At 60.1% G+C, this 4,844-nt stretch carries 9 protein-coding genes; 6 read left to right on the top strand and 3 right to left on the bottom strand.

Going from position 1 to position 4,844, the window contains the following annotated elements; all coding sequences use genetic code 11:
• The coding region (locus GRX66_RS16660; RefSeq protein WP_233745600.1) for a hypothetical protein at positions 1-396 on the top strand (396 nt) is incomplete at its 5' end.
• A 10-nt stretch (positions 397-406) separates the two neighbouring features.
• Here the strand turns inward: GRX66_RS16660 and GRX66_RS16655 are convergent.
• Positions 407-652 carry a DUF7692 domain-containing protein gene (locus tag GRX66_RS16655; protein ID WP_233745599.1) on the bottom strand — a complete coding sequence of 82 codons (246 nt, stop codon included), beginning with the start codon at positions 650-652 and terminating at the stop codon, positions 407-409.
• Between the two features lie 287 nt (positions 653-939).
• Positions 940-1,341 carry a type IV pilin gene (locus GRX66_RS16650; protein ID WP_159527521.1) on the bottom strand — a complete coding sequence of 134 codons (402 nt, stop codon included), beginning with the start codon at positions 1,339-1,341 and terminating at the stop codon, positions 940-942.
• A 382-nt stretch (positions 1,342-1,723) separates the two neighbouring features.
• On the opposite strand from GRX66_RS16650, the gene GRX66_RS16645 reads away from it, so the two are divergent.
• Positions 1,724-2,314, top strand: a complete 591-nt coding sequence (locus tag GRX66_RS16645; RefSeq protein WP_233745598.1) for a hypothetical protein — start codon at positions 1,724-1,726, stop codon at positions 2,312-2,314.
• Here GRX66_RS16645 and GRX66_RS16640 read toward each other — a convergent pair.
• The gene (locus GRX66_RS16640; protein ID WP_159527519.1) at positions 2,311-2,565 is read right to left on the bottom strand and encodes a MarR family transcriptional regulator; all 255 of its coding nucleotides are present in this window, start codon (positions 2,563-2,565) and stop codon (positions 2,311-2,313) included. The genes GRX66_RS16645 and GRX66_RS16640 overlap by 4 nt on opposite strands.
• Before the next feature lie 554 nt (positions 2,566-3,119).
• On the opposite strand from GRX66_RS16640, the gene GRX66_RS16635 reads away from it, so the two are divergent.
• Genes GRX66_RS16635 through GRX66_RS16620 form a run of 4 tightly spaced genes read left to right on the top strand, consistent with a single transcriptional unit; the run spans position 3,120 to position 4,767 of the window.
• Positions 3,120-3,290 carry a hypothetical protein gene (locus GRX66_RS16635; protein ID WP_159527518.1) on the top strand — a complete coding sequence of 57 codons (171 nt, stop codon included), beginning with the start codon at positions 3,120-3,122 and terminating at the stop codon, positions 3,288-3,290.
• Entirely contained in the window at positions 3,287-3,478 is a 192-nt protein-coding gene (locus GRX66_RS16630; protein ID WP_159527517.1) for a hypothetical protein, read from the top strand. The genes GRX66_RS16635 and GRX66_RS16630 overlap by 4 nt, the downstream gene beginning before the upstream one ends.
• Positions 3,479-3,694, top strand: a complete 216-nt coding sequence (locus GRX66_RS16625; RefSeq protein ID WP_201293072.1) for a hypothetical protein — start codon at positions 3,479-3,481, stop codon at positions 3,692-3,694. It begins immediately after the preceding gene.
• Entirely contained in the window at positions 3,691-4,767 is a 1,077-nt protein-coding gene (locus GRX66_RS16620) for a tyrosine-type recombinase/integrase (RefSeq protein WP_325064167.1), read from the top strand. The genes GRX66_RS16625 and GRX66_RS16620 overlap by 4 nt, the downstream gene beginning before the upstream one ends.
• The last annotated feature ends 77 nt before the right edge of the window (positions 4,768-4,844 follow it).

The raw sequence follows: 4,844 nt of genomic DNA, 5'->3' as shown, positions 1-4,844 counted from the left end.
CTATCACCAACTGAGGATTTCAACAAGGCCGAAGTTAGTAATAGTGCAATGGGAATTCCCACCACGTCCACTATCTACGAGTCGAATGCGTCTGATATAGGTGTACTTAGTGACGAAGAGATTGACCATATTGTTGAATATTATACACGCCTGGAGAGGACGGCGAAGTACCTTGAATATCAAAAGAAAATGGACACAAGCGTCGATATGGGGCTGTACGAAGAACGGGGCCGGCGGATTGAGGGATTATTCAACTGGATATTGAGGCGCGGTTCTCGTGGACTTATCGGAAAGAATGGGTCCCGTGAGAGAACTGAAGAAGCCAAAAAACAATTGGACAAACTTTCAAAAGCACAGAAAAATGCTTTAGCTGCTATTGAAGAAAATATTGACTAATTAAGGTGAATTAGTCTGTGCCGACGTGGGTGGTGACCTCGTAGCACAGTTGCATCGTGGAGGTACTCAGAATCTCGGCGAGTTCGGGGGTCATGTCGGGGTGGGCCAGTGCTTGTTCTTTGGCGCGGCGGTCCTGGCGGGCGTGCTCGCAGGCAGCCAGTACGGCAGCAGTTTTGGTGTTCTCGTCGAGGGCGGTCATGGCGGCCTGGATGGTGTCGATGCGGTGGACGTAGTCGCCGTCGGTGCGGATTCGCATACTCGGTTCGTACACACGAACCCCCATAGCCCATTGAATTCGAGTAACTGGAGGGGGTGAATCGCGGGGGGTTCGCCTCGATCTGCCCGCCGACCCCACCCAGCGACCGACTCAGTTGGACGATGGATGTCGAGATATGCACACGGCGGACGTGGATTCGTGTGCATATCTGGGAAATCGATTCTCGTCGCGTGTTTGCCCCCACATCTTCCCACCGGGGACGGATGAGTAGTTCTAGAATTGCAATTAGGGATAGATATTAGCCCCTAAAAAGAAGGTTTCTTCAGCTATTGACCGACCGTTTTCTGGGCTACAACGGTCTGAGTATCTCCGTCAAAGGCCGTGACAGTAATTGTCGTGCCCGAAGTAGCTCCAGATACGGAAGCAGTATCACCAACATTCTGAATCGGGCTGCTGGACACCGAACCGGCGGAGGATGTCACGTTCAACTGGGTCGCACTACCTTCACTAACCCAGGTCACGGTAACCTCGTCATTTGCAGCATCATATGAGATGCTTGCACCGGCCTGCACCTCTTGACTGACGTTGTCACCGAATCCGAGCACGAAGCTCGCAATGACGGCGGCCAGAATGACGGTGATAGCGACCATGAGGATTACGCCGATGACCGGCGAAACCCCGCGTTCGTCCATATCGACTTCGGGAATGTCGAAGCTAATTTTCTTCATGATTGTTTGACACACGGAACCGGTGGAAATACGAGGCTTCCCCACCTAACGACCTGTGAGGGTCCCTTCCCTCGATTTCCAGACGGTAATTCGTGCTTAACAAAACTCTAAAGCCTACGCTCACTTAAGTCCAACTGCTGATAGACGACAGACGTCTGACTCATAGTAGACGATGCCTACCACGCCACTTCCCACACCCGAAGCTCTTGCAAGAACCTACAACACTCCAAGTTACGAGGACTCGTTTGAGGCCGTCGAAGACTATCAGCGGTATCTAGAACTTGCAGGTGAAAACCCCGACCTCGGTAGTCACGCTTTAGCCTCTCGTCTAGGCCTTCCCCGTAGTCGCGTCCGCCCGTGGACCAACGGCTCGCGGCCTGATGTGGTGCGCGGCATCCAAACTGCCGAGGCTGCTGGCTGGCTCTCGAACACCGATCCCTCTCCGGAACGCGAGCGCGCGCTGGTCGAACTTGTCGCGTGGACGCTCTCCAGCGGCAGTCTTTCTCTTTCCAGCCGAGGTGGGGCGCGAGTCTCATTCGTCATAGACGCCGGTCGTCGGGACGCCTTCGCCACAGTCGCGGCTGCCGCCGGACTCAGCTATCAGTTCGTCCACGACGACGACACCGAGCGTGCCACCGAAGCGCGCCCCCTTGAAGACGGCTCCGTGTTTGCTCGCGTCCTCCACGCGATGGGCGTGCCAGCCGGCGGAAAATCCAAGGATGGACCGAGAGCGCTCCCGTCGTTCGTGCGCGACCTCGACGCCGCCGGCCGTGAAGTGTTCGCTCGTGCATACGTCCAGAACCGCGCCGCCGAGTTTCACGACAAGGATACACTCACGCTACAAGAGGAGCGACCAGTCTCGTATCTCAAAGACCTGACCGTATTGTTGCGAAGAGTCACCGGCGAATCCGTCACGTACGGGGATAATCAGATTACTGTGAGTGCTGCTGCCGCCCGCGAACTACTCGATTAATCTTCAAGCTCGTCTGCGTCGAGATCGCCACCGAGGTAGTCGCGACCTCGGTCCGTGATTCGGTACAGTCCGTTGCCTGTGTTCTGTACCAGGCCTCGGTCGCCGAGTGCCCGGACACGTTGGTTCACATATTGCCGCGAGTAGTCGATGTTCGCGGCGATGACTTGCGGGGTGGCGACGATATCGGTCTCATCGAGAAATTCAAGAATGTAGTCGTCAGCACGAGTCATCCAGTCCACCCGGGGGCGCATAGGCCTCGAATCTCTGCTTTCTTACTAATAAGGCGACCATGTGTGAATCTTAGACACCCGCTTGCACTTGGCTGGCTACACATACGTAATTATTATATGCCTACCCTCGTTTGGTCGCCGGTACGGCGCTCGTGACTCGTCTCGAAAATGAGTCGCGGGTCGCCTACCCCCTGAGTATGACAGGCGACCACACTGCGAAAGTGAAGCCGGACGGACTTAACCCATGCACGGTGGTACTGGCGTACCTCGCGTCAAAATCCCGTTGCATGGGGTTCGTTTCGTCCAGTTTCACTTTCATTCCGCACCGGGATTCGCCTTATTTACTCGGGGGTTCCAGAAGTAACGCGTACCGTCGCGGCCCACCCCGGCCACGCCCCACCCCTATCAACTGACGGGGCGCGGCCGGGTCACAGTCCGCGGGCCTCGACGGTCACAACCCAACAGGCCGGAAGACCGGCCATCGAGACCATCGAGACCATGCGAGAACACAACGACGCGGACCAAAATACTGGCGAACAGCATACCGACCATTTCGAGCGAACGGAGGGGTCAGAATGACCGGCTTCGGAACGCCCGAACCGGAACGCCGCGAGCCCCCCGTCTACGAGTGCCGGACCTGTGACGGCCGCACTCACAACCCGCGGCGGATCTGTTCTGACTGCCGGTACGAGGGTGCCGGCTGCGACCGCTTCCGCGACCGTCGTCGCGGGGAGGGCGCGAAATGAGCCGCAACGGCTCGTACATGGGCGGGCTGCTGCGGCAGTTGCACGCGGACCCCTGCAGCCAGAAAGCCGAACGGATGGCGTGCCTGCCGGTCGTTCGCGACGACCACGACGGCCCCGGCCAGCGCATCGAAGTCGTTGCTATGGAGTGGTGCCCGGAGTGCGGGGCCGCCGACTACGAGGTGGTCTAAGTGAGCCTCATCGGGTCCTGCGACGACTGCGGTGCGGGCGGCGTCCAGCTTCGGTACAAGCCCGACGTTCCCCACGAGAATCAGACGCGCCCCTCGATTTGCCAGCGCTGCCGAGACGAACGCGCGCACATGCTGGAAGAACAGGGCCAGCAGAACGAGCGGCCCGTTTCGCCCCACGCCGCGCCACCATGGGCGGAAATGGAGGGGTCGGAGTGAGCGAGCGGGAGCGCCAGCGGACCGACCCTGCGGAGTGGGAGCCGGCGGAAGCGGCGCACCGGTACCTCCGGCGGCGTCGCGCGGACGCCTCTGAGAAGAGCATCGACGGCTGGCAGTACCGCCTCAAGCTGTTCACTGAATGGTGCGAGTCGGTCGGCATCCAGTACGTCGGCGACCTGAAGCGGTACGACCTCGACGAGTTCTACGAACTCCGGAGCGCGGAGATCGAGCCGGTGACGCTGGAGGGCGAGATGTACACGCTGCAGACGTTCGTCGAGTTCCTGGAGGACCTCGGCGCGGTCGAGGATGGGGTGTCGGACGCGATTCGGATTCCCGACCTCGACCCGAGCGAGCGCGCCAGCGATACGAAACTCGCGACCGACGACGCGCTCGCGCTGCTCCGGTACTACCGAAACTCCGACCAGCGGGGGCGTCGTGGGCACGCGCTGCTCGAACTGGCGTGGCTGACGGGTGCCCGACAGGGCGGGCTGCGCGCGCTCGACCTCCGGGACGTACACCTGAACGAAACTCCGTGGGTGGACTTCCGGCACCGACCGGACACCAGCACGCCGCTGAAGAACAAGATCGGCGGCGAGCGGCCGGTGGCGCTCCCCGAGGAGGTGGCCGACGTGTTGCGCATCTACCAGCGGAAGTACCGCTACGACGTGCGCGACGACCACGGCCGGCAGCCGTTCCTCGCAGCGCGCAACGGCCGGCCCACGGAGAACACCATCCGGAACTGGTGCTACATGGCCACGCAGCCCTGCGTTCACTCGGAGTGCCCCCACGGGAAGAACCGCGAGACCTGCGACTGGGTGGACTACACGCATTCCAGCAAGTGCCCGTCCAGTCGGTCGCCCCATCCGGTGCGGACGGGCGCGATTACGTGGATGCTGAATCGCGGTTGGCCACCCGAGGACGTGGCCGAGCGAGTGAACGCGAGCGTGCAGACGATTGAGAATCACTACGACAAGGCAGACCTGAGCGAGCGGCGGCGTCGCCTGCGGAACCGGATGGAGAAGCGCCGCAGGCCGCTGCTCGACCAACTCGACATTTCAGAGACCAACGAATGACAACAGAATCAGAATCCACCGTTAGAGACGCTCAGACCATCGAAAACAGCCCCGACTATACGTCGTGCCGGCCCACT

The organism is Halobacterium bonnevillei (genome assembly GCF_009831555.1).
Lineage (GTDB): Archaea > Halobacteriota > Halobacteria > Halobacteriales > Halobacteriaceae > Halobacterium > Halobacterium bonnevillei.
Note: the sequence above shows the minus strand (reverse complement) of the source record. Positions and strands in the feature narration are given on the sequence as shown.